Genomic DNA, 21,345 nt, shown 5'->3' on the forward strand with positions numbered 1-21,345 from the left:
TGGACGCGCCCGATGGCACAGCGGCACGACCCATGACGCCCGATTCCAGCAGGACGTCGCATTCGACGGTAGGATTGCCGCGCGAATCGATTACTTCGCGGCCGATGATGTCAACGATGGCACTCATTCACTTCTCCCAATTCAAAGAAAATTCTGTAGGTGACACTGCGCACCTTGTCAATGCAGTCAATGCAGCATTATTCATGGATGGCCGCGCAACGCTCCGGCAAAACGCAAAGACTGGTCAAGAACCGGTCTGAAACAGATCACAAATCACCCGCGAACCGATCAAAAACGGTTCACGAGTCGATCAGGAAAAATCGGTCTCAATAAACCCAGCTTTCTTGACGACGCGATCAAGCTCAACCAGTGTTGAAAGCAGATCCTTCATGCGGCCTAGCGGCACTGCATTCGGACCGTCAGACTTTGCTTCCGCCGGGTTCGGATGGGTTTCCATGAACAAGCCGGCAATACCGGTTGCTACGGCAGCGCGTGCCAGAACTGGGACGAATTCGCGTTGGCCACCGGACGATGTGCCTTGCCCACCAGGCAACTGGACCGAATGCGTGGCATCGAAGACGACCGGGCAGCCTGTTTCGCGCATGATCGCCAGTGAGCGCATGTCGGACACGAGGTTGTTGTAGCCAAAAGAAACACCGCGTTCACAGGCCATGAAATTATCCTGTTCCAGTCCGACTTCCTGCGCCGCGGCACGCGCCTTGTCGATGACATTTTTCATATCACCGGGGGCAAGGAACTGGCCTTTTTTGATATTGACCGGTTTCCCGGACTGTGCGCAGGCACGAATGAAATCCGTCTGGCGACACAGGAAAGCCGGCGTCTGCAGCACGTCGACAACGGCGGCGACAGGTTTCACTTCGTCGATTTCATGGATATCGGTGAGGACTGGAACACCAATCTGCTTCTTCACCGCAGCCAGGATTTCAAGGCCTTTTTCCATACCCAGTCCACGGAACGACGTACCCGACGAGCGGTTGGCCTTGTCGAAGGAGGACTTATAGATGAAGGGAATGCCCAGTTCAGAGGTCAACTCCTTGAGCCGTCCCGCCGTGTCGAACGCCATCTGTTCCGATTCGATCACGCAAGGGCCAGCGATCAGGAAGAACGGCTTGTCGAGGCCGACTTCAAATCCGCACAGTTTCATGCTGCTTTCCTTTGCGAAGACGTTGCCTGCTTATGTGCCAGCGCCGCCTTGATGAAAGAGATAAACAAGGGATGACCATCACGCGGCGTCGACTTGAACTCGGGGTGATACTGTACGCCGACATACCAGGGATGCGCATTGTCGCCAGTGCGCGGCAATTCCATGATCTCGCACAGGTTCTCGCTTGGAGTCCGAGCCGAAACAACGAGGCCGGCTTCTTCGACCCGTCCGAGGTAATGATTATTTGCCTCATAACGATGGCGATGGCGTTCAGTCACTTCATTACCGTAGATCTCAGCGGCGATGGTGTCGGGCTTGACCGCACAGGTCTGCGCACCGAGTCGCATGGTGCCGCCCAGATCGGAGTTGGCATCACGCTTCTCGACCTTGCCGTCATGGTTCTGCCACTCAGTGATCAGCGCTACGACCGGGTGCGGTGCTTCGGGATCGAACTCGGTTGAATTGGCTTGCTCGAGGCCAGCTTTGTTGCGGGCAAATTCAATCAGCGCGACCTGCATACCGAGGCAGATACCCAGATAAGGCACCTTGCTTTCACGTGCATACTTTGCCGCGGCAATCTTGCCTTCCACGCCGCGCTTGCCGAAGCCGCCGGGTACCAGGATGGCATCATACTTTTCGAGTGCCGAAATGCCGCGCTCTTCGATCTCTTCCGAGTCGATGTATTCAATGTTTACACGGCTCTCCGTATGGATGCCGGCATGACGCAACGCCTCGGTGAGCGACTTGTACGACTCAGTCAGATCGACATACTTGCCGACCATGCCAATGGTCACTTCAGCCTTGGGATGTTCGAGCGCGAAAACCAGCTTGTTCCAGACAGAAAGGTCCGCCGGCTTCGGATCGAGCCCAAGTTTCTCGCAGACGATGCGATCCAGACCCTGGTCGTGCAGCATTTGCGGGATCTTATAAATCGTATCGGCATCCCAGACGGAAATCACCGCCTCTTCCTGAACATTGGAGAAAAGCGAAATCTTGGCGCGTTCGTCATCCGGGATACGGCGGTCCGCACGGCACAGCAAGGCATCAGGCGAAATACCGATTTCGCGCAGTTTCTGAACACTGTGCTGGGTCGGCTTGGTTTTCAGTTCGCCTGCAGAAGCAATATACGGAACCAATGTCAGGTGTACAAAGGCAGCCGCATTGCGGCCAGCGCGCAAACTGAGCTGACGAGAGGCTTCCAGGAACGGCAGGGATTCGATGTCGCCGACGGTACCGCCGATTTCAACCAGCGCCACGTCAAAACCTTCGGCGCCGCGATGGATGTAATCCTGAATCTCGTTTGTGATGTGGGGAATCACCTGGACGGTCTTGCCGAGGTACTCGCCACGTCGCTCCTTGCGGATTACGGATTCATAGATCTGGCCGGTCGTGAAGTTGTTGAGCTTCTTCATCTTGGCGGTGATGAAGCGCTCATAGTGTCCCAGATCAAGGTCGGTTTCGGCACCATCGTCGGTGACAAACACTTCGCCATGCTGGAATGGGCTCATCGTACCCGGGTCCACGTTGATGTACGGGTCGAGTTTGATAAGAGTGACTTTGAGGCCGCGCGATTCAAGGATCGCAGCGAGAGAAGCGGCTGCAATCCCTTTACCGAGGGATGAAACAACGCCGCCAGTAACGAATACAAACTTGGTCATTGCTGGAGATGTGCCGAACGGCACGTGCGGGAAATTCAAATTATACCTCAAACAGGTTTTTCGATTCGCGTCTTTCCCGGTTTTTGTATTTCCGTCCTGGTTTTTTATCCAGCATATCTTGCCGCGCTGTCATTCAGGGCGTGTAAGAAAACTGCATGTGCACATAGTTTTGCGAGCCAGCGGAATCAGGTAAGTTCCTGATTTCATTGCCCCGCCGGACCAGCCCGATTCGCGCGCCGTAAGGCCCGCCCGTCCATGCGAGTCCGATTTCCGCTTCACCGACCACACGCTTCGGATCGACGGTATGCGGATTATTGTCCGAAAAATAACCGCCCTGCAGCATTGCGTTATAGCCGACGGCGGTGACGTTGGCACGCAGGAACCCATAAAGCGCGGGCTGATTGGGCAAGATATTGAGCCGGCCTGCCCGTGCCGTGAAACCAGCGCCCAGGTCGGTGAAAATGTTGCCGAAACGTCCCCGTAATGATGGAGTGAGATCGAAGGAGTCGCCGGCGCGCCAGCTTACCGGTGCAATTTCTCCCTGCAGCACCACGCCGATCTCGTTTTTTACTTGCCGCGACCAGCCTTGCGGAAGCGGCTGGTCGATCACGCGATGAAAATTTGTCTGAGTCCAGCGTCCACCTGCGCAGGGCCCCAGACAACCGATATCCACGCCGACGCGATAATGCGTGCCATCTTCTCTATGCATCTCCTTGAAGGCGCCGCCGAACAGCCATCCCGCATAAGGATGGTCCAGCGTACCAACCTGCGCAGGCGGTAATTTGATATCCGATGCGGTGTACAGCTCTTGCCCAATGTGCCAACCGTATACGCCGGCTTCACTGCCCTGCTGCAGGGTATGCGCCTGCGTGTAGCTTATGCCGCTTGTATAGAAACCGTCATTTCGATTAAGGAGCAGCGTGTCATTATCGATCCCTATCCTATGCGAGGTCTTGCCATTGTCGCGAGCCTGTCGATAACTGTCGAAGAAGTTAGATAACGGATTGGCGTAGACAAGATGCGTACTGAAAGCAAGCAGACTGCCGATAATGACGCTGCATGGCACAGGGCGACTTTTATTTTTGACCATGGGCTGCTCGACTGGAAAGTAAAGAAGTGATCATGTCATGGGTCGCCGCGGCGGCCACCTCTGGCGACTCCAGCGGAAACAAATGCCCACCTGGTACCTGCATGAAATGCTTGCCCACCAGCTTGCGCGTCGCGGCAAGTCCTGCCTGGCGACATTCTACCGAGTCGACGCCTCCAATGAAACCAACTGGAACCGGAAAATCACGCCTGACCAGCGACCCGATATGGTGCGGCAGACTCCGATACACCGCAGTTTCCGTTTCCCTGGTGAAGCGCAGTGTGACGCCCTGCCCGTCAGTTGCAGGCTTGAGGCCATGCTTGAGGTAATCGCGCAAAACCTCTTCTGGCCAGATCGCAAACATCGGCTTTGCCGCATAGTGCTCATAAGCTGCTTCCACGCTGGGCCAATGATTGCGACGTTTTTCGGAAAACTTTGCAGGTGAAAAATTCTTGTCCGCACCGGCATGCTTTGCCACACGTAAAAGGGCCGCACGCCAACCGGCAACAACCGGCGAATCCAGCAGAACCACGCAACGCACCAGGTCGGGGCGTGCTTTTGCAGCCAGTAGGCTTAGCATGCCTCCCATGGAGTGACCCGCCAGTATCACCGGCTCTCGATGGCGCGCCTGCAAGTCGTCCAGCAATTCACGCGTCAACGCGGCCCATCCATTGGTTACCGGATAGGCGGGATTATGGGCATGCATATCGAGCGCATGTACTTGGTAATGCTTCTTCATATGTTCGAAGAAGACGCGATACGTCCCTGCTGGATAACTATTGGCGTGGGCAAAATGCAGGACAGGACGGTTCATCGATTGATCGGGGAATAAGGTAATGTGGCGGCGGAAAATCCGTTTTACGGAATTGTAATGGGATTATTCCTGACAGGTTCGAGAACCCACATCCGCTCCGGGTCGCCGCTTTAACGCTGGCACTTGCTCAATGTCCATACCAGTAACGTGCATGCTCCTTTCGATATTCCTTCCACGTCACCGCATCGCCATTATTATTGCCATTGAAAACTATACTCACAGCGCCTGCATCGTCACTGCGTACGCGTTCAATACCGAGACTTGCATATCGCTCAAAGACTTCCGTCTTGGGATGGTGATAGCGATTGCGATAACCGACCTGGAACAGCGCAAGTTGCGGCTGCACCGCATTCAAAAAAGCCTTTGTGGACGAGGTGCCGCTCCCGTGATGCGGAGCAAGCAAGACTGTCGAGCGTAATTCTTCGCCACGAAGCCGAAGCAAATCCGTTTCCTGAGGTGCCTCGATATCTCCCGCCAAAAGTATGGACTGCGAACCGATCGCTATCCTGAGCGTACAACTTCGGCCATTGGGTTTCAGTTTAGCGTTGTCATAGTTTTCTACAGACGGATGAAGCATCTCGAACTGCATGCCATCCCATTCCCACTGCTGCCCCGCCAGACAGTGCTCATGCTGACTGCTTTGCGTTACGATCGAGTGACTGGCCGGCAAGGACGACATGAGCTTCTTCACTTCGATTTCACGCAGAATCGACAATGCTCCGCCCGAGTGATCATTGTCACTGTGGGAAACGATCATTGCATCAAGCGTGTCGATCCCGCGCGCTTTGAGATAAGGAAGAATGACCCGGTTGCCGCCGTCAGATTCGGAGGAATATGCGGGGCCCGTGTCATAGAGAAGACGCCGGTGCGGCGTTTCGATCAGCAGTGCCGTTCCCTGTCCCACGTCGAATGCCGTCACCCAGGCCTGTCCATCATCCGGATGGGTTGGCCGTGCGATAAGCAGGGGTACCAGTCCCGCCACACCGAGCCATCGGACCGGCCAACCGCGCGGCGCAAGCATCCAGAGTGTTCCAATCAGTGCTGCCATGAATGCGGGCCATGACGACAAAGGCGCCGTCCAGACAGCGGAAGGAAATGCACTCATCCATGCCAGGACACCGGCAAGTGACTCGATGATTAAGTGAGCGCAGCCAAGCACCCACGCCGACAGCGGAGAAGGCAATACGCTGCCTGCCAGTGACAGCGGTGTGACAACAAAACTCACCAATGGAATGGCAATAGCATTGGCAATCGGACTGATCAGAGAAACCTGCCCGAACAGGAGCATGGTTAGCGGCACCAGGCCGATGGTAACGACATACTGGGTATGACTGGCGGCTTTTAGTGACAAAAACGTTTTTCCCATGCATGTCTGCTGCGCCATCGAATGGCTTTGAGCGCGCCCCACTGTCGCGTACAGCAGGATCCCGACTGCCCCGAAGGACAGCCAGAAACCGGGCCAGAGTACAGCCCAAGGATCTAGCAAGACGACGAGCCCCAGAGCGGTACAAAGCACATGAGAAACGGCGGAAATCCTGCCGACCCATAGCGCCAGCGCGACGACTGACAGCATGTACAGCGTACGCTGGGCGGGAACGCCAAACCCGGCAAGCGATACATACATCAGCGCAATACAGCCGCCCGCCAGCGCAGCTGCCTTTTGGGCAGGCAGCAGCAAGGGCAGATCAAGATCCGTAAAGAAAGAACGCCGCCACAGTGAAAAGGCCAATGCGGAAAACAAGCCTGCAATCATCGTGATGTGCAAACCGGAAATCGAAATGAGATGCCCCACCCCGCTTCGATTGAAAACCTGCCAGTCGGATTGGTTCACGGAACGCTGATCGCCGATGACCAGCGCAACGATGACACCGGCATAGTCCTTGTCCGGCAAGGCATCCAGGATACGTTCGCGCAGCCAGCCACGAGAACGCTCGACAATACTTCGGGGTGATACAACGAAGGTGTCGAGCCGTTGATTCTTGTGCCGCGTATTGGCATCTGGTCGAACATATCCGGTTGCGCGCAAATTCTGCTCCAGCAACCAGACCTCATAATCAAAGCCGTAAGGATTGGCATTACCGTGTGGCCGACGAAGACGCACTGTCAACTGCCATCGCTCGCCTGGAAGCACCTTGCCGACTGCCTGCAGTTCTTCTGGCCGGAACGCCGTGTACCATGACAAAGCAAGCCGTGGTGGAATCGCCTTTGCCGCATCTTGCGGTTCCACCACCGTTTCTACAGCGAAGTTGAAACGCACGCCCTGTTCCATACTGGAGGGAAGACTGTCGACCGTACCAACGAGGGTAACGTCGCGACCTTCCCATTCTTTGGGCAGTTCATGGGACAAATGGTAATGGGCGTATAAACCCGCCCAGGCAAAACCCGCTATTGCACCACCAAGCAAGCAGCATGCAACGCGGATCGCGACATGATCAAGCTTGCATGTAAAAACGAATGAGATCAGCGAAAGCAAGAGCAGCAGCAAGAGAATCGGCATCGGCCATAAGCTTGCCTGATTTTGCAATAACGCAGCGCCGGCCACCAGGCCGAGAATCGCACATCGCATGCTGTTCAGGCCAGATGTATTAACCGTGGCAGCACGTCGCGCGCATTGGCCGACGTTAGCTGCGCGATATGCGTTTCTGAAGTGCCACGCAGTTCGGCGAGCACCTTTCCGATCTGCGGCAGATGTTCAGGGCTATTGCGGCCGGGATGGACCCATGCCGGGGAGATGTCCGGAGCATCCGTCTCGAGGACAATTGCTTCCTCCGGCAATTCCGTTGCGAGCCTGCGAATCTGCAGAGCTCTCGTAAAGGTCATGGCGCCGCCAAACCCAAGCCGGAAACCTCGACGAATAAATTCCTCCGCCTGCTGGAAGCTGCCGTTGAAGGCATGAGCAATGCCGCCGCGCACGGCAATGCGGCGCAGGTATTTCAGGATGACGTCTTGCGAACGCCGCACATGGAGCAATACTGGCAGGTCAAAATCGCGTGCGATCTTTAGCTGCTCGCTGTAAAAATGTTCCTGTTTCTCGCGAAGCGCACCCTCCCCCAGACCGGGAACGAAGAAGTCGAGGCCAATCTCGCCGATGGCGACAAAGCGCGGGTCACTCATTGCATCGCCAACCTCCTTGCGCAAAAGCATAAGGTCACTCTCGTCCGCGTTCGGAACAAAAATCGGATGAATACCGAGCGCATAGGTACAGTTTCCCGATTCCCGGGCAAGCTGGCTTACCGCAGCGAAGTTGTCTTTTGCGACCGCGGGAATCACGATCATCGATACACCTTCCTGTCCGGCGCGGGCGGCAACGTCAGTATGTTCTCCGGCGAATTCGCTCGCGTCGAGATGGCAGTGGGTGTCAATCCACATAGGGATGCAATCCGTCTTCGGACAGACGCAGGACGCGATCGCAATGGCGTGCCAGTTCAATATCGTGGGTGACGATCACAAAGGCCGTTCCCAACGTGCGCGACAGTTCCAGCATCAGGTCAAAGGTTTTATGGGCAGTAACGCGGTCGAGGTTGCCAGTCGGTTCATCGGCAAGTACGCAGGCCGGCTGGGTTACCAGGGCGCGCGCCAGTGCGACGCGCTGACGTTCACCGCCGGACAATTCGCCCGGCACATGCGTCACACGTTTCTCGAGGCCGACCCGTGTCAACACCTTGCGCGCCTCTTCCTGCGCATCTTCACGGCTCTTGCGACGAATCATCAGTGGCATGCCGACATTGTCCAGCGCAGAAAATTCGGGAAGCAGGTGGTGAAACTGATAGACGAATCCAAGCGAATTGTTTCGCAAGTCGCCACGCGCCTTTTCACCCAGGCTGGCGAAGTCCTGCCCAAGCAGTGTGACACTCCCCGCCGACGGCACATCAAGTCCGCCGAGCAAATGCAGCAAGGTGGACTTGCCCGAACCGGACGCACCCACGATGGCGACCCGCTCTCCGCGCGAGACGCTGAAGTCAATGCCGGTAAGGACACTTACTGAATATTTTCCCTGCGTGAACGTTTTCGCGAGACCGCGACAAGACAATACTGTTTGATCCATCGTCATTCCGGCGAATTGTTGACCGCCTTCAGGCAGCGGCAGGGCTTATTGAATATGTTAATTGCACTCATGGTCATCGTTATTCGTAGCGCAATGCTTCCGCAGGACGCACATTGGCTGCACGCCAGCTGGGATACAAGGTCGCGAGGAAAGCCAGCACTATCGCGACACCGCCAATGGTCCATACATCCGGCCAACGGAGTTCGGACGGCAGCGCGGTGATGAGATAGATTTCCTTGGACAGGAACTGCACCCCCAGCAAGTGTTCAATGAACGGCACGATCACATCGATGTTCAAGGCGACCAGCACGCCAAGGCCGACCCCGATCGCTGTGCCCAGAAGTCCGACCATCGCACCCTGAATCATGAAGATTTTGAGGATGGAAGTCGGCGATGCGCCGAGCGTGCGCAGGATGGCGATGTCGGCCTGCTTGTCGGTGACTGTCATGACCAGCGTCGACACCAGGTTGAAGGCGGCCACCGCAATGATCAGCGTCAGGATAATGAACATCATCCGCTTTTCAGTTTGGACGGCCGCGAACCAGGTGCGGTTCTGTTTCGACCAGTCGAGAATAAGCAGGTTACCACTCAGGATACGCGACAATGTCAACGCGACTTCCGGGGCGCGTTGCATGTCTTCTACCCGCAAGCGCAATCCGGAAGGGGCTTCCAGCTTGAACATGCGCATCGCGTCGTCAATATGGATAAAGGCAAGACTGGAATCGTATTCGTGATGCCCCGCCTCAAAGATGCCGGCGACCGTAAACTGCTTGAGGCGCGGCAGGACGCCAGCCGGCGTGATCTGCCCCTGTGGCGCGATCATCGTGACCTTATCGCCGACACCCACATGCAGGCCGCCGGCCAGTTCCCGCCCCAGGACGATATTGAACTCGCCAGATTTCAGGTCGTTGAAACTGCCTTCGCGCACCTGCGAGGCGACATCCGATACCTTGGGCTCTTCCTCGGGCAACACGCCCCGGATAATGACGCCGCGCACCGTGTCATCGCGTGTCATCATGGCCTGGGCGGCGACATAAGGAGCCGCGCCCTTGACTTCCTTGACCTGCCTTGCCTCCTTGGCGGTAGCTTGCCAGTCCGGCATGCTGCCCGTGGCGTCATACACTTCGATATGCGACAGTACAGAGAGCATACGGTCGCGAACTTCTTTCTGAAATCCGTTCATTACGGACAACACGACAATGAGTGCGGCGACGCCAAGGGCGATACCGGCCATTGAAATCAACGAAATGAATGAAATAAAGCTATTGCGGCCACTGCGACGACCGGCACGCGTATAACGCAGGCCAACCAGCCATTCGAACGGCAAATTTTTAACAATACTCAAAAGAAAACTCCATAGTAGAAGTTGCCGAGGCACCCGACCGGCGACCATGGCGCCTTTCCATCGCATATGGAATGATTGGCAACATCCGGCGAAGCGGAAGTTTGCCATACATTTGCCCTACAATCACACGATGACTCATCTTGATATCCTGATTCCTTTTGGTTTACCCCCACCGGAACTTGCCGCCGACCTGTTCCGGGAACTGAATGCCCCCGCACTGGCCGCACTGACCGCCCGCGCAAAAACCGGGGCAGGCTCCCGGCACGAACGCCACGACGATTTTTCGCGGACGCTGCCCCATGAATCATGGCTGGGGCAACGTTTTGGCCGTGATAGCCGGTTACGCGTTTCCGGCAGTCTGCCCGTCGCGGGCAACATGATGCGCCATCTTGGCGTCACCGCCAACAATGCATCCGACAACGGCCTGTGGTTCGTCGTCGAACCGGTACATATCCATATTGCACGCGACCACCTCGTTCTTACTGACCCGCGCCAGCTTATGCTAACGGAACCGGACGCGCGTGTTCTGTTCGAAATCGCAAAACCGTTATTTAATGAAAGCGGCCACGACTTGCGTTATGGCAATGCTCGTTACTGGTTTCTACGTGCGGACGCCTGGGACGCGCTGCAAACCGCCTCTCCGGAAGCCGCTACAGGCCACAATATCGATATCTGGATGCCAAAGGGCCCTGGGGAACGTGACTGGCGAAAAGTGCAAAACGAAGTGCAGATGCATTGGTTTGGTCATGCGATCAACAACGCGCGCGAGGTGGGCCGTTTGAAACCGGTCAACTCAATTTGGTTATGGGGAGGCGAACACATCGGCACCAAGTATGACGCCCGCCCCTATGACGCTGTCTTCAACTTCGAGGGCTGGTTGCAGGCACTCGCGGATGATGGTGTCACTGTCAATACGGCAGCCGCCGCATCCTCAGTCTTGTCCTCCCCATCGCGCCAGGCCCTTGTTGTGCTTGACGACCTCCAGGAACCGGCGCTGTCGAGCGATTGGGCCAACTGGATCGACGGACTGCGCCGCATCGAAAATGACTGGTGCGCGCCATTGCTCGACGCGCTGAAATCAGGAACAATCACGTCAATGACACTGATCATCACCAATGACACCGGCCTTTCCCGTTTTACCACTACCCGCTCCTCCCTGCGGAAATTCTGGGTCAAGCCCTCACTCGCAACACTATGTCCATGACCCGTATCGCCCCGCGCAGCTACCCTTTTCGCACCGCCGAGATGCTCCGTCAGCAAGGTGTGCATCCCGTGCTGGCGCGATTGTACGCAGCGCGCGGCCTGACCGATGCACGTGAGCTGTCGAGCGAACTGACGGCGTTGATCAACCCCTCCGGCTTGCTGCACGTGGACGCCGCGGCCTCGTATCTTGCCGATGCCATCGATGCCGGGAAAAAACTGGTGATCGTTGCCGACTACGACTGCGACGGCGCGACGGCCTGTGCGGTCGCCCTGCGTGGCTTGCGGGCACTGGGCGCCCGGGTCGATTACATCGTGCCGAACCGATTCGAGTACGGTTACGGCCTGACGCCGGAAATCGTCGAGCTCACGGTCCGCGAAAAGTCGCCGGATGTCATCGTCACCGTCGATAACGGTATCGCCAGTATCGACGGTGTGGAAGAAGCGAAACGACGCGGCATTGATGTGGTGGTGACCGACCACCACCTTCCGGGCGACAGGCTTCCCGACGCGCGCGTTATCGTCAATCCCAACCAACCGTCCTGCGGCTTCCCGAGCAAGAACCTGGCGGGAGTCGGCGTGATGTTCTATGTGTTGCTTGCCTTGCGTGCCGAACTGCGCAAGCGTGGACGCTTTGATGCGCAAAACCAGCCGAAGCTTGATGCCTTGCTCGATCTGGTGGCCCTCGGCACCGTCGCCGACGTAGTCAAGCTCGACGGCAACAACCGCATCCTGGTCGCCCAGGGCTTGAAGCGCATGCGCGCCGGACGCATGCAACCGGGCATTGCCGCCCTTTTCCGTGCAGCAGGCCGCGAAGCACGCCGTGCCACGCCGTTCGACCTCGGCTTTGCGCTGGGTCCGCGACTGAACGCTGCTGGCCGGCTGGCCGACATGTCGCTGGGTATCGAGTGCCTTACGACGGATGACGAAGGCCGGGCATGGGCGATTGCCCAACAGCTGGACACCATCAATCGGGAGCGGCGCGATATCGAAGCCGGAATGCAGGACACGGCGCTCACGCTGCTGGATTCCTTCGAGCCGCGTACCCGCAATACCATCAGCGTGTTCGACGACTCGTGGCATCAGGGTGTGATCGGGATAGTCGCTTCGCGCCTGAAAGACAAATTTTACCGACCGACCATCACGTTTGCGCCTGGTGGCGAAGGCCTGATCAAGGGATCGGGGCGTTCGATCGCAGGATTCCATTTACGGGATGCACTGGACCTGGTGTCCAAGCATGCGCCTTCCGTCATCCATAAATTCGGCGGACATGCGATGGCCGCCGGACTGACCATCCGGGCAGAGGCTTTCGACGCCTTTGCCGAAGCATTCGAAGCGGTCGGGCAGGAATGGCTGACTGAAAGCCAGCTGGAGCGCATCATCGAAACCGATGGGCCACTGGAAGAAGCTTACTTCACACCGCAGTTCATCGAGCTCATCGATGGCCAGGTCTGGGGCCAGGGTTTCTCCCCTCCGGTATTTTGCGATGAATTCAGGGTGCTGAATCAACGTATCCTGAAAGAAAAACACCTGAAGCTCACCCTGGAAAAAGGCGGGCGTCGCTTCGACGCGATCTGGTTCGGCCACATCGACGACTTGCCGGAACGCGCGATGGTGGCCTATCGGCTGGACGCAAACGAATACAACGGCGCGGTACGGGTGCAATTGCTGGTGGAGCATGCGCAGCCTGCCTGAGTCAGCGACAGATCGATAGCTGGCCAGCCCTGTCCCAGGTCGCAAAAATTGCTTTTCGTGCAATGCACGGCCCGGCGAAAGGCCGGCGTCCGCTCGCTTGAGCGGCCCTCCGGTCAGGTATAATGACCGGTTTGATCGCACAAGAAACTGCCATGGAAGCCGAACGCCTCAATTCCCTCTCCTCGCTGCTCGCGGACTTGACTACCCGCGCAGCCGAACTTCGGAGGTATCTTTGACGTCGATGTAAAGTCAGAGAAACTCGAACAAGTCAACGCCGAACTGGAAGACCCTGCCGTCTGGAACGACCCCAAGCGGGCCCAGGATCTCGGCAAGGAAAAGAAATCGCTGGAAGCGATCGTCCTGACGCTCAACAAGATCGATGCCGACCTCGCCGATACGCGCGACCTGTTCGACATGGCGCGTGAAGAGCAGGACGAAGACACGCTCATGGCGATCGAGACCGATGCCGACGAACTCAGGAAACTGGTCGAAGGCATGGAATTCCGCCGGATGTTCTCCAATCCGATGGACCCCAACAACTGTTTCATCGACATCCAGGCCGGTGCCGGCGGTACCGAAGCCCAGGACTGGGCGTCAATGCTGCTCCGCCAGTATCTGCGCTATTGCGAACGCAAGGGTTTCAAGACCGAGATCCTCGAAGAGTCCGAAGGTGAAGTCGCCGGTATCAAGACAGCGACCATCAAGGTAGAAGGCGAATACGCCTACGGTTTCCTGCGCACCGAAAGCGGCGTACACCGTCTGGTCCGGAAATCGCCTTTCGACTCGGCCAATGGCCGTCACACTTCGTTTTCCAGCGTGTTTGTCTATCCGGAAGTTGACGAGTCGATCGAGATCGACATTAATCCGGCCGACGTGCGTGTGGATACCTTCCGCGCCTCCGGCGCCGGTGGTCAGCACATCAACAAAACTGACTCGGCGGTGCGCCTGACGCACGGCCCGTCCGGTATTGTCGTCCAGTGCCAGAACGACCGCAGCCAGCACCGTAACCGCGCGGAAGCCTGGGCCATGCTGAAATCGCGTCTCTATGAAATGGAGTTGCGCAAGCGCATGAGCGAACAGCAGAAGATGGAAGACTCCAAGACGGATATCGGCTGGGGCCACCAGATCCGTTCCTATGTGCTGGATCAGTCTCGCATCAAGGACCTGAGGACCAATCACGAAGTCGGCAATACCAAGGCTGTCCTCGACGGCGATCTTGACGACTTCATCGCCGCATCGCTGAAACAGGGTGTGTAAGCCTTCGCGATACCGGTTGCGGGCGTTAAGTGTTTCACGTCTGCAACCGATCGCCGCGATGGCTTGAACAACGACCTGCACATTATTAGCGACAGGCGACTCGCATGAATCGCAGACTGCCATTCCGACGCAATTTCCATATCACGCATTATTCACATGACTAACCAAACAGAAAACGCCGCGCCCGCACAAGACGAAAATTCCATTATCGCGGAACGCCGTGCAAAACTGACGGCGCTGCGCGAACAGGGTGTCGCCTTCCCCAATGATTTTCGCCCGGAACACAAAGCCGCCGACTTGCATGCCCGCTATGGCGAGCTGACCAACGAACAACTCGAAGCTACTCCGATCAAGGTCTCGGTAGCCGGCCGCATGATGCTCAAGCGAGTAATGGGCAAGGCGTCATTTGCCACGCTCCAGGACGGCTCCGGTCGTAATGCTGAAGGCCGGATCCAGCTCTACATTACCAACGATAATGCTGGCGAAGAACTCCACGCCATGTTCAAGCATTGGGACCTCGGTGACATTCTTGGCGCGGAAGGCCTTCTGTTCAAAACCAAGACCGGCGAACTCTCGGTCAAGGTGACCGGCCTGCGCCTGCTCACCAAGTCACTGCGTCCGCTGCCGGACAAGTTCCATGGCCTTTCCGATCAGGAAACCAAATACCGCCAGCGCTACGTCGACCTCATCACGAGTGAAGACACGCGTCGCACCTTCAAGGCGCGTACCGCAGCGATGTCGTCGATCCGTCGATTCATGGCGGAACACGAATTCATGGAAGTGGAAACGCCGATGCTGCACCCTATTCCCGGCGGTGCAGCAGCCAAGCCTTTTATCACGCATCACAATGCGCTCGACATGCAAATGTTTCTCCGCATTGCGCCCGAGCTTTACCTCAAGCGCCTGGTCGTCGGCGGCTTCGAACGTGTCTTTGAGGTAAATCGCAATTTCCGTAATGAAGGCGTGTCGCCACGCCACAATCCGGAATTCACGATGATGGAGTTTTATGCGGCCTATGTCGATTACAAATGGCTGATGGACTTCACCGAGGCAGTCATCCGGCAGGCGGCGATCGATGCCCATGGCACTGCGCAGCTTAGCTATCAAGGTCGCGAACTCGACCTGGGCAAGCCTTTCCATCGGATGACGATCGTCGGCGCCATTAATAAATACGCACCGCAGTACACCGATGCGCAGCTGCATGATGCTGCTTTCCTCAAAGCGGAGCTGAAGAAATTCGGTGTCACGCCGTTTGCGAAGGCTGGCCTCGGCGCATTGCAGCTCGCCCTGTTTGAAGAAACTGCTGAATCGCAGTTGTGGGAACCCACCTACATCATCGACTATCCGGTCGAGGTATCGCCACTGGCGCGTGCTTCAGACACTGTCGCCGGCATTACCGAACGTTTCGAGCTCTTCATTACCGGTCGCGAAATTGCGAACGGTTTTTCCGAGCTCAATGACCCGGAAGATCAGGCAGCCCGCTTCCAGGCACAGGTCGCCGCAAAGGATGCCGGCGATGAAGAAGCCATGTATTACGACGCCGACTATATTCGCGCGCTCGAGTACGGCATGCCTCCGACCGGTGGTTGCGGTATCGGCATTGACCGCCTGATGATGCTGATCACCGATTCGCCCAACATCCGTGACGTCATCCTCTTTCCGCACCTCCGCCGCGAAGATTAAATAAATATTCGATGACCCGGAAACGGGCTCGGAGATGTCATCCTTAAAACAGGGCCGCAATGGCCCTGTTTTTATATTTTGTTTGCCAGCGCATTCTCTTTTGCAGACAGCTTTGACACTCTGCAAACAGGGTTACAAAGCCTTACAGCTTACACACTAAAGGTCTTTTTTCCAGCCTTGTTACCTTCCATAATCATTTCATGCTGTTGTATCGGCTCAGTCCATCACAGGAGGTCATTATGGAAAACAAAAAGACATCGAATCGTATTCATCCCTTGGTCGCCGGCGCAGCCGTTTCCGTCATGCTCGTCAGCCTGACAGGCGTTGCAGCAATTACCGGCCTGATTCCCACCTCACATAGCACGGCTCCATCCTCAGCCATATCGACTGAGAATCCGGTCGCCACATCCGTCGGCGCAGCCTCAGCGGCGTCATCACCTGCAGCATTGGTAGATTCCAAGGTGGCGGACGCTGAGCCGGAACCTTTGCCCGCCAAACCTGCGCCCGTGCAAAAACGTGCTGCCGCACCACGCGCTACCCAGACACACTCCGAACCGCGTACCGCCTATAGTCAGCAACCTGCCATGGCGCAGGCTTCGGCAATTTGCAGCAGTTGCGGCCGTGTCGAATCGGTACAGGCGATCCAGCAGCCGGCTCAGGCAAGTGGTGTGGGCATGGTGGCTGGGGCAGTATTGGGCGGCGTGCTTGGAAACCAGGTAGGCGGCGGCACCGGCCGTAAAATCGCGACGGTTGCAGGCGCGGTCGGCGGCGGCTATGCCGGCAATGAAGTGGAAAAGCGGACACGCTCAACAACTACCTACCAGGTTCGCGTCCGTATGGAAGATGGACAAGTGCGTAGCTTTCCATTTGCGCAGCAGCCTGGCTGGAATACCGGCGACCGTGTACGGGTAGTGGATGGTCAGCTGACAGCTCGCGCATAAATCCGCCAAGCTGGATAAGGCGGTGCGACGAGCCGGACAAAGCGGCTTTTAATTTTAGATAAGAAAGGCAGCATGGGCTGCCTTTCTTGCTTTTGTCCGATGTGCGATGTCCGATCCATTTTGCACGCGGGTAAGCGCCCTTTACACAGACAATCCAACGTGATTTTCGAACTCGAGCTTATGTTCGCACATAGGGCTTGCCATCGTCGCTCGGGAGATCCATACTTGTTTTTTTAACACTAAATTATTCCCTGTACCACGGGGAAAATCACTTGTGGAACACGGCAACGATAAACCACCGCATCGACATCAACCGCCTCGCCGGCGCGCCGGTGAACAACAGTCCTCCGACGCCGGCGCCGGCACTGCATTGACGGGCTTTTCCAAAGTGCATCACCTTCCCGCCCAGTACAGCCTGGCGGACATGCATGTGGCTACGGACTCCGATGCAGAGAGGAGGACCGCTCGGTATGCAGACCTTTATGATTTTGCTCCGGTAGGGTATTTTTGTATCGACCGACAAGGACTCATACGTGACGTCAATCTCACCGGCGCAGGTTTGCTTGGGATATCACGCGCCACACTAACCGGTCGCAGCCTCGCGGATTTCATCGCCGTGAACCAGCACGACGACTTCAACAGCTTCCTCGATCAGGTGTTTCATTCCGATGCGAAGGCAACTTGTGAACTGACCTTCCTTGATGCAGACAAACGGGCGTTCTATGCACAGATGGAAGCCAATGCTGACCATGCGGCGCAACTTTGCCGCATGGTTCTGTGCGACATAAGCGAACGCAAACAAGCCGAACTCTCTTTAGCGCAAAGCGAGGAACGTTTTCGCCTGATGGCCGATTCTGCCCCTGTCCTTATCTGGATCATGGGTGGGGACCAGCAGTATGTCTGGTTCAACAAAATGTGGCTGGATTTTACCGGACATACCTTGAAAGAGGAGCTTGGTCATGGCTGGACCAAGGGCGTACATGAGGAAGATATTAAAGACTGTCTTGCGATACAAGCCGCCGCCATGACAGAGCGCAAGCCTTTTACCATGGAGTATCGCTTGCGGCACCGTAGCGGACATTATCACTACATGCTGGCCCAAGGTGCGCCGCGTACGGCGCACTCTGGACGTTTTCTTGGGTATATTGGAAGTTGCACCGATATTTCTGAACGCAAGAAAGTCGAGGAACGGTTGCGACATTCTCGTCAAATGCTTCGGCATCTGGTGTCATATCAGGAGCGCGTTCGTGAGGACGAACGAAAACGCATTGCGCGCGAAATTCATGACGATCTTGGGCAAAACTTGCTGGCATTGAGAATCGATGTCTCAATGCTGCATACGCGAACAGGCCATGCTCACCCAAAATTGAATGAGCGCGTCGGTATTGCGCTCAGCCATATCGATGCAACCATGAAAGCCGTACGCGCCGCCATCAATAACCTGAGGCCGACGGTGCTTGACCTTGGCCTGACAGCAGCAATCGAATGGCAGGTCAAGGATTTTCAGCGCCGCAGCGGTATTGCGTGTGATCTCCATGTCAAGGACGATTTTGTGCTGGAGGATGACCGAGCGACCGCCCTCTTCCGTATTCTCCAGGAGTCATTGAATAACGTGATTCGCCATGCAAAAGCATCGTATGTGCAGATAACCCTGGACCGAAATGCGGATAAACTTTTTATGAAGATCGCCGACAACGGGATCGGTATTTATCCGGACTGCCGCAGGAAAGCGAATTCCTTCGGCCTGGTCGGCATCGAAGAGCGCATTAATGCCCTTGGCGGTGAGTTGACGATCGATAGCCAGCCCGATAAGGGAACGGCCTTGAGTGTGTCATTGCCTCTGAAGGTGCTTTGACTGTCTGGCGGCCTAAACTTGTTGCGTAAACAGGGCTTGCGACAGGCGAGCGCATCAAGTCTGTTCCAGGAGTGTCCAATGAAATTGAGGACTATTGACGTCCTGGTTTCCTGCTTATTGCACTTCCTCAATCCAGGCCATTTGAATCGCCTCAAGAATTTTTTCGCCTGAACGATTTGGATCGTCGTCGAAGTCCTCAAGTTCGCAGACCCATTTATGCAGGTCGGTAAAGCGCACCGTCAGCGGATTAACATCCGGATATTTGTCGTGTAGTTCCTCTGCAATGCGAATCGTATCGGTCCATTTCATGGCAGCCTCCGCTTAATGATTTTCGCTTGCGTGATTGATCGTGTATTTTGGAATCTCGACTACAACATCCTGATCCGCCAGAACAGCCTGGCATGAAAGGCGTGATGTTGCTTCCAGGCCCCATGCGCGATCCAGCAAATCTTCTTCCTTTTCTTCCAACTCGTTCAAAGACGCAAAACCTTCACGGACTACCACATGGCAGGTGGTACAGGCACAGGACTTTTCACAGGCATGCTCGATCTCGATATCATTTTCGAGCAAGGCGTCACAGATGGATTTGCCTGCCGGTGCTTCGATAACCGCACCTTCAGGGCAAAGGGTTGCATGGGGAAGAACAACGATTTGGGGCACTTCGTTTACCTCGTGATGTTATAGGTGGTGACTGTTTTGCCGGCTACGCGCCTGCTCCTACTCCTGCTTCTCAGACAATCTGGTCCAGCTTTTTGCCGGACAGCGCAACGCGTACGCTGCGATCCATACGTCTTGCCGCAAACTCCTCAGTGCCATGCGCAAGCGCTTCAACGGATGCCTTGATCGCATCATGGTCGTCGCTGCTTGCTGTCCGGCGCACTGCGTCCATCAGCGAGACAATCCGCGCACGCTCTTCTTCGGATAACAGGTTAGCGTCGGCGTCCAGTGCAGACTGCGTGGCGAGCAAAATACGCTCAGCCTCCACTTGCTCCTCGCGCAAGGCACGCATCTTCATATCGATGTCCGCAGAACTGTAGGACTCCTGCAGCATCTTGGCAATATCATCGTCGCCTAACCCATACGATGGCTTGACCGCAATCGAGGCCTCCACGCCGGAGCGCTGTTCGCGCGCCGATACGGATAGCAAGCCATCCGCATCGACCTGATAGGTCACGCGGATACGTGCCGCTCCCGCGGCCATCGGCGGAATACCGCGCAATTCAAAGCGCGCCAGCGAACGGCAATCGCTGACCAACTCGCGTTCGCCTTGCACCACATGGATCGCCATTGCCGTTTGTCCGTCCTTGAACGTCGTGAATTCCTGGGCACGAGCACAGGGAATGGTTGAGTTGCGTGGAATAACTTTTTCCACCAGCCCGCCCATGGTCTCGATTCCGAGCGACAGCGGAATGACATCGAGCAGTAACCAGTCATCACCCGGCGCACGATTGCCGGCAAGCAGGTTGGCCTGGATAGCGGCCCCAAGCGCCACAACTTTGTCGGGATCAATATTGGCGAGTGGAGTCGTCTGGAAAAAGTCGCCCACTGCCTTGCGTACGTGTGGCATACGGGTCGCACCACCAACCAGAACGACGCCATCGACATCGTCCACAGTCAGCCCGGCATCGCGCAGTGCCTTCCGGCTCGGCGTAATGGTCTTGTTGACCAGATGCTGTGTAATCTGGGAAAACGTCGCTGCGCTCAGTGTGAGATGGACTTCTTCGCCGGAATTGAGCACGGCATCGATGTGTGTTTCTGCATGCGTCGACAGAGCTTCCTTGGCTTCCCTTGCCTTTACCATCAGGATACGGGTGTCCTTGTCGGACAGGGGAGCCAGCTTTTCCTGTTCGATGATCCAGCACAGAATGCGATGGTCGAAATCATCACCGCCAAGGGCCGAGTCGCCACCCGTAGCCAAGACTTCGAACACGCCCTTGGAGAGCTTCAGAATGGAAATATCAAAGGTGCCGCCGCCGAGGTCGTAGACAGCGTAGATGCCTTCGGACCCGTTGTCGAGACCATAGGCGATGGCAGCAGCAGTTGGCTCATTCAGCAAGCGCAGCACATTCAGTCCCGCGAGTTTGGCCGCATCCTTGGTCGCCTGGCGTTGCGCATCGTCGAAGTAAGCGGGGACGGTAATCACTGCCCCGACCAGTTCATCACCCAATGCATCCTCCGCGCGCTGGCGTAGCGTTGCTAATATCTCTGCGGAAACTTCGACCGGGCTTTTCACGCCTGCCACCGTCTTGAGTTGAACCATGCCGGGTGCGTCGACAAAGTCGTAAGGCTGATTTTCGACGTAGGCAATATCCTTCAACCCACGTCCCATGAAGCGCTTGACCGACACGATGGTATTTTTTGGATCGGTGGTCTGGGCGGCTTGGGCCGTGTAGCCGATATTGGCGTGGCCATTGGGCAGGTAGCGGACGATGGAGGGTAACAGCGAGTGCCCCTCCTCGTCAGTCAGCACTTCAGGAATGCTGTTGCGTACAGTAGCCACGAGGGAGTTAGTCGTCCCGAGGTCGATGCCGACCGCCAGCCTGTGCTGGTGCGGTGCAGTCGACATGCCCGGTTCTGAGATCTGGAGAAGAGCCATAGGA

At 56.5% G+C, this 21,345-nt stretch carries 18 protein-coding genes; 6 read left to right on the forward strand and 12 right to left on the reverse strand.

Annotated features, from left to right (window positions below):
* The 9 genes from ASE07_RS30425 to ASE07_RS20125 form a co-directional block, all read right to left on the reverse strand.
* A partial coding sequence (locus tag ASE07_RS30425; protein ID WP_156396821.1) for a hypothetical protein occupies nt 1-127 on the reverse strand: 127 nt, incomplete at its 3' end.
* A 183-nt stretch (nt 128-310) separates the two neighbouring features.
* Nucleotides 311-1,165 (reverse strand): 3-deoxy-8-phosphooctulonate synthase, encoded by an 855-nt coding sequence (gene kdsA / locus ASE07_RS20090; RefSeq protein ID WP_057292609.1) that lies wholly within the window; start codon nt 1,163-1,165, stop codon nt 311-313.
* Nucleotides 1,162-2,823: a CTP synthase gene (locus tag ASE07_RS20095; RefSeq protein ID WP_057292610.1), complete on the reverse strand. Its 1,662-nt coding sequence runs from the start codon at nt 2,821-2,823 to the stop codon at nt 1,162-1,164. Before ASE07_RS20095 ends, kdsA begins: the two co-directional genes overlap by 4 nt.
* 133 nt (nt 2,824-2,956) lie before the next feature.
* A complete protein-coding gene (locus ASE07_RS20100) occupies nt 2,957-3,913 on the reverse strand; it encodes a lipid A deacylase LpxR family protein (protein ID WP_057292611.1) in 957 nt (318 codons plus the stop codon).
* Entirely contained in the window at nt 3,900-4,724 is an 825-nt protein-coding gene (locus tag ASE07_RS20105; protein ID WP_057292612.1) for an alpha/beta fold hydrolase, read from the reverse strand. The genes ASE07_RS20100 and ASE07_RS20105 overlap by 14 nt, the downstream gene beginning before the upstream one ends.
* Nucleotides 4,725-4,851: 127 nt before the next feature.
* On the reverse strand, nt 4,852-7,290 hold the full coding sequence (locus ASE07_RS20110; RefSeq protein WP_057292613.1) for a DNA internalization-related competence protein ComEC/Rec2: 2,439 nt from the start codon (nt 7,288-7,290) through the stop codon (nt 4,852-4,854).
* A 5-nt stretch (nt 7,291-7,295) separates the two neighbouring features.
* Nucleotides 7,296-8,093, reverse strand: a complete 798-nt coding sequence (locus tag ASE07_RS20115) for a TatD family hydrolase (RefSeq protein WP_057292614.1) — start codon at nt 8,091-8,093, stop codon at nt 7,296-7,298.
* Complete coding sequence (gene lolD, locus ASE07_RS20120) at nt 8,083-8,769, reverse strand: lipoprotein-releasing ABC transporter ATP-binding protein LolD (protein WP_057292615.1); 687 nt, start codon at nt 8,767-8,769, stop codon at nt 8,083-8,085. Before lolD ends, ASE07_RS20115 begins: the two co-directional genes overlap by 11 nt.
* A gap of 79 nt (nt 8,770-8,848) precedes the next feature.
* Nucleotides 8,849-10,114, reverse strand: a complete 1,266-nt coding sequence (locus ASE07_RS20125; protein WP_057292616.1) for a lipoprotein-releasing ABC transporter permease subunit — start codon at nt 10,112-10,114, stop codon at nt 8,849-8,851.
* A gap of 130 nt (nt 10,115-10,244) precedes the next feature.
* On the opposite strand from ASE07_RS20125, the gene ASE07_RS20130 reads away from it, so the two are divergent.
* The 6 genes from ASE07_RS20130 to ASE07_RS20160 all read left to right on the forward strand — a co-directional run bounded on the left by ASE07_RS20130 (nt 10,245) and on the right by ASE07_RS20160 (nt 18,745).
* Nucleotides 10,245-11,318, forward strand: coding sequence for a hypothetical protein (locus ASE07_RS20130; protein ID WP_057292632.1), 1,074 nt, complete (start codon nt 10,245-10,247; stop codon nt 11,316-11,318).
* Nucleotides 11,315-13,009 carry a single-stranded-DNA-specific exonuclease RecJ gene (gene recJ / locus ASE07_RS20135; protein ID WP_057292633.1) on the forward strand — a complete coding sequence of 565 codons (1,695 nt, stop codon included), beginning with the start codon at nt 11,315-11,317 and terminating at the stop codon, nt 13,007-13,009. Before ASE07_RS20130 ends, recJ begins: the two co-directional genes overlap by 4 nt.
* A 152-nt stretch (nt 13,010-13,161) precedes the next feature.
* A protein-coding gene (gene prfB / locus ASE07_RS20145; RefSeq protein ID WP_156396823.1) for a peptide chain release factor 2 occupies nt 13,162-14,266 on the forward strand; the annotation gives its coding sequence in 2 pieces (ribosomal slippage) (nt 13,162-13,242 and nt 13,244-14,266; 1,104 coding nt in all).
* A 156-nt stretch (nt 14,267-14,422) separates the two neighbouring features.
* A complete protein-coding gene (lysS, locus tag ASE07_RS20150; protein WP_057292619.1) occupies nt 14,423-15,949 on the forward strand; it encodes a lysine--tRNA ligase in 1,527 nt (508 codons plus the stop codon).
* Nucleotides 15,950-16,188: 239 nt separating this feature from the next.
* Nucleotides 16,189-16,890 (forward strand): glycine zipper 2TM domain-containing protein, encoded by a 702-nt coding sequence (locus ASE07_RS20155; protein ID WP_057292620.1) that lies wholly within the window; start codon nt 16,189-16,191, stop codon nt 16,888-16,890.
* A gap of 370 nt (nt 16,891-17,260) precedes the next feature.
* Nucleotides 17,261-18,745 (forward strand): PAS domain-containing sensor histidine kinase, encoded by a 1,485-nt coding sequence (locus ASE07_RS20160; protein WP_156396825.1) that lies wholly within the window; start codon nt 17,261-17,263, stop codon nt 18,743-18,745.
* A gap of 114 nt (nt 18,746-18,859) precedes the next feature.
* On the opposite strand, the gene iscX is transcribed toward ASE07_RS20160, so the two are convergent.
* The 3 genes from iscX to hscA all read right to left on the reverse strand — a co-directional run bounded on the left by iscX (nt 18,860) and on the right by hscA (nt 21,341).
* The gene (gene iscX / locus ASE07_RS20165; protein WP_057292622.1) at nt 18,860-19,054 is read right to left on the reverse strand and encodes a Fe-S cluster assembly protein IscX; all 195 of its coding nucleotides are present in this window, start codon (nt 19,052-19,054) and stop codon (nt 18,860-18,862) included.
* A 12-nt stretch (nt 19,055-19,066) separates the two neighbouring features.
* On the reverse strand, nt 19,067-19,405 hold the full coding sequence (gene fdx, locus ASE07_RS20170; RefSeq protein ID WP_057292623.1) for an ISC system 2Fe-2S type ferredoxin: 339 nt from the start codon (nt 19,403-19,405) through the stop codon (nt 19,067-19,069).
* 70 nt (nt 19,406-19,475) lie between these two features.
* Nucleotides 19,476-21,341 (reverse strand): Fe-S protein assembly chaperone HscA, encoded by a 1,866-nt coding sequence (gene hscA / locus ASE07_RS20175; protein ID WP_057292624.1) that lies wholly within the window; start codon nt 21,339-21,341, stop codon nt 19,476-19,478.
* Nucleotides 21,342-21,345 lie beyond the last annotated feature (4 nt).

This window comes from Noviherbaspirillum sp. Root189, assembly GCF_001428545.1.
GTDB lineage: Bacteria > Pseudomonadota > Gammaproteobacteria > Burkholderiales > Burkholderiaceae_D > Noviherbaspirillum.